This is a genomic window from uncultured Microbulbifer sp., from assembly GCF_947498635.1.
In the GTDB taxonomy this organism is placed as follows: Bacteria; Pseudomonadota; Gammaproteobacteria; order Pseudomonadales; family Cellvibrionaceae; genus Microbulbifer; species Microbulbifer echini.
On the sequence record NZ_CANMKV010000081.1, the window covers coordinates 1 to 4157 of the forward strand.

The 4157-nt window shown below is 48.1% G+C and carries 3 protein-coding genes; 2 read left to right on the forward strand and 1 reads right to left on the reverse strand.

The features are described 5' to 3' along the window. Positions 1-12 precede the first annotated feature (12 nt). Complete coding sequence (locus Q1A69_RS19745; RefSeq protein ID WP_299589522.1) at positions 13-180, reverse strand: hypothetical protein; 168 nt, start codon at positions 178-180, stop codon at positions 13-15. Here Q1A69_RS19745 and Q1A69_RS19750 point away from each other — a divergent pair. Continuing rightward, the gene (locus Q1A69_RS19750; protein WP_299589525.1) at positions 175-2514 is read left to right on the forward strand and encodes a hypothetical protein; all 2340 of its coding nucleotides are present in this window, start codon (positions 175-177) and stop codon (positions 2512-2514) included. The two genes, Q1A69_RS19745 and Q1A69_RS19750, sit on opposite strands and share 6 nt — an antisense overlap. A gap of 5 nt (positions 2515-2519) precedes the next feature. Then, positions 2520-3035 (forward strand): hypothetical protein, encoded by a 516-nt coding sequence (locus Q1A69_RS19755; RefSeq protein ID WP_299589528.1) that lies wholly within the window; start codon positions 2520-2522, stop codon positions 3033-3035. Positions 3036-4157: the final 1122 nt, after the last annotated feature.

Sequence of the window (4157 nt, forward strand, 5' to 3'; positions counted from 1 at the left end):
GGCGAGAACTTTCTAGGCCGCGAGATGCGGCACTTCTACTACTTCAACGGCCACGCCGTCGGCGATGTGGGCAATGACCAGGTACCGAGCCGCTACGACTACGTCAAAGCCTTGGCGCAGACTAACAGTGGGGGTAGCCGTCACTCCGGTAGCAATGGCGACCATGTACAGGCGGTGCAATCGGCAGACTTCGACCAGAACTATCAACCGATCAATCCCAACTACCCCACGGCCAGCTACTCCAGCTACGAAGCCCAAGGCGGGGAAACCCTGCAGAGCATCGCCGCCACGGTGTGGGGTGACTCCAGTCTGTGGTATCTCCTGGCCGATGCCAACGGCATGAAGGGCGACGAGGTACTGACCAAAGGTCAGCGCCTCGAACTGCCGAATGTGGTCACCAATATCCACAACAACAGCGATACCTTCCGCCCGGTAGACGGCGCCCTGCAGATGGGGGATACCGCCCCGACCCTGCCGGATGTACCGCCGCCACCGCCGGTGGATGATGGCGGAGGTTGTGGAGTCGTTGGCGTCATTGTCATGGTGGTTGCCGCGGTTGTTTCGGGCGGCGCCGCGCTGGCGGCCTATGGCGCCGTAATGAGTTTGGCGGCCGGAGCCAGCTTAATAGCCCAAGGAGCAATATTTGTTGGTGCAGTCGCAGCCGCAGGGATTACCTCCCAGGCAATTACGCAGATAGGGGCGAATATTGCCGGCTACCAGGATGGGTTCAGCTTCAGCTGGCGCGATGTAGCTCGAGATGGATTGATGGCAGCGGCCTCATGGGGAATTGATAAAATTGCTGGTGTCGACGACCTCCAGAAAAGTCTTGAGGCTGCAGAAGCGGCCAAAGCCGCAGGACAAGGGGCGGAGGCTGCAGCTCAAGTGGCCAAACTGAGCAAGCAGATGAACTACACAAAGGCTGCGGTTGCTGGGGCTAAGAGTATTGCCAGCCAGTCAATTAATCTTGCGTTTGATGACGAATATAAGTTTAGTTGGGGGTCGGTGGCAACGGCCACAGTTGGCTCCTATGCATCCAATTGGGTCCTGCGCAGCACCCCAATGGGGCAATGGGAAGCTGCTAGTACAGTAACTTCTTCAGCTATTAATGCAGGCGTGGCAAAGCTCACAGAAAATCAAAGTTTTAGCTGGGCCAATATTCTCGTTAACACCGTCGGTAATACCGTGGGGAGCTCTATTGGCTCAATGATTGTAGGTGGACACCAGCAGCCCGCCCAGCGTCAAGAAGATGTTCAACAAGGCAATCTTACTAGTGCTGCATCTGTTACAAATGAAGAAACCGTAAGCGAAGAGGAACGAAGACTTGCTGAGCAATTTGGTATAACCAATCAGCAAGTATCCCAGGTAGATGAGACACGATTGCCGAGTGGTGTTGGGGCCAGATTTACCCCAGGGGTAATGGAGGAAGTTGTTGTTATTGGACAGCGAGATACAGGAAGTAGCCGCGCTTATAGCTTCAGTATGAATATGCAGTATGGTGGCTACTGGGCAGATGCCTTGGGGCGCCCGGCGAACCTAGAAGGCAATGCCTATGCTCGCAGTGTTGAGGCTGCTTATCAAGGTAAAGTTGCCGCTGCAAAAGCTGCTCAACAGCAGAACTTGGCCAATGGATTGATCGCAGGAGAATACAAACCGGGCAAATATGGGCAGATGGCTCTGAATTTGCTTTCAGGGGTGAAAAAAGAGCCTGGATATATTAATGAGGCAGAAAAATCATGGAGAGATGAGCCTATAGCGCAGGCACTAGATGGGGGAAGAAATGGCCTTGCAATAATTGGTGCAACTGAAAAATTAACAAATAAGTTTGGTCTTAAGCATACAGAGGTATCGCACCAACTTCTCGTATATGGAAATAACGATCATTTTGATATAAGAAATGCCTATGGCCAGGAATTGTTAACACGGTCATCTGTAGGGGGGAGAGATTGGAAAACTGCTCCTCAAAATTATGTAGAAGTGCTGAGTTATAAGGAAACGAAAGCAGGCAATATTCAAGTAGGCTATAGAAAGCATCAAAAGGTTGTCACTACCTATGAAACAGATATTTTTAAAAATAATTACCAAGGTATACGAACAACAGCTCAGTTCCTTGGGCCTGTAGGGGATGTGGCGGAAGTTACGCTTGACGTCATCGAAAATGCTCATACATATGAAGTAGGAACAACTGAGTATTGGGTAGCAAATACGCTTGATACAATTCAGCTTTGGGGGAGTGGCGCAATTTCAACTACTGCTGGGACTGTAGTTGGCACCGGAGCTGCAACGATTGGATCGGCTGGAACTGCTGGTGTTGGCACTCCCGCTGCAGTAGCAGGTGGAATTGTGCTTGGTGTGGGAACAACTTACGTAGTGGATAATGCTCTTGATAATGTGTACAAAGAGTACTTGAAAGAGCCTTTGGTACAAATAATAAGTGCCGGAGTGGATTTTATACGGTCAGATGATGAGAGCTCAGATGATGCTCTGGAGCGATTTGCTCAAAGGGGTGGTTGGTGATTGGTATGAATAGAATCTCAATGACAAAGGTAAAAGTTGGGCTTTCAATAATATTTTTGTCGATAGTTCTGGGGCTTTTAGTATCAAAGGATAACCTGCATTATACTAATATTTTTACTAGTTTTTTTCCTTTGTTTTTATTGTTTTTGTTTGCTTCTGCGCTGATTCTGCCAAGGTTTCATGTAAAATATTCATCTAAAAAAAATGAAGATTTAGTCGTTATCTTTGCGTTACTTATTGCTAGTGCTGTGTTATCGAGGCTGATGTTAGGGGGTGTGCATGCGATAACTTGCTCTCCGTCTGAAATAAGTGTGATAGTTGAGTCCAAGGGGAGGGATTGTAGTACTTTTAGCTGCCACAATTATGTAAGGGTGCGAAGCGATGATTTTGTCAGCGGTGTTGCAAGGTTGGATGCAGAGCATCTTAGGGGTATTAGGACGGTTAGAGATGGAACACACGTGAAAATTAAGGGTTGTCTTTCCAGTGTAGGGATTAACCTAGATGGATTCTCTTCCAATTGATGAACACAATTCTGGACACCCATAGATTAGAGAAAGGCGCCAGCAGCGCTGCTGGCGCTAGTTCCGGTGGCTATTTCTTTCTGCTTTATCAGAACAATTCTGGACACCCACAGATTAGAGAGGGGTGCTAGTAATAGAGCTAGCGCCCATCTCTGACAGCTTATTCTTTCTGCTTGAGGGAGTGGGAGCGATGAAATCTTGAGGGAACAATCTAGGACACCCACAGATTAGAGAGCAGGATGTTAATTCTGGACACCCATGGATTAGTGGAAGGCGCCAGCAGCGTTGCTGGCGCTGGTTCCAGAGGCTATTTCTTTCTGCTTTATAGTTAAGGGGACGTGAAATTCTGAATATCTATGCTTGGGCTTAGAAAAACTGTGGCTTTGGACAAAAGTGGAAAATAGTATCGAGAGAGTGGCAGGGAGTTAGCAGGGTGTTGCAGAAAAGTAGCGTCGACAGTCGCTTATGCCATGTACCCAACGTTTATCGAGTTGCCTGCAAGTGTGTCGTACGGCCTCAGCAGCCCCTACCAAACCTTTAAAGCGACTTTCAAAATTTTAAGTGCAAACAATTCTGGACACCCATAGATTAGAGAAAGGCGCCAGCAGCGTTGCTGACGCTAGTCCCGGTGGCTATTTCTTTCTGCTTTATAGTTAAGGTGAGGTGAAATTCAGAATATCTATGCTTGGGCTTAGAAAAACTGTGGCTTTGAATAAAAGTGGAAAATAGTATCGAAAGAGTGGAAGGGAGTTAGCAGGGTGTTGCAGAAAGGTAGCGCCGGCAATCGCCAATATCGTGTGCCCAGTGCTTGTCGAGTTGGAAACAGGCATTTCGCACAGTTGCCACTTACTCCTCCAAGTCTTTAAAACGACATTTAAATTTTCGCCTGAGATAAAACCAGTATTTGGGTAAGTCGTTCAGCCTTATAGAATAGGGGAGGCGACTTCGGCAATAAAACCTCACCTTCCGAGCCCCAAATACCGGCCACCCCGACCCACTAACTTCAAAATGATAAACCCCATCAAAAAAGATCGCACTTCGGCCTTATTGGTCATCTCTTTTCAGTTACTGATAGTAAATTGAAAAGTAAACAGGAATAGTGGCCAGTTACCAAGACCGCAT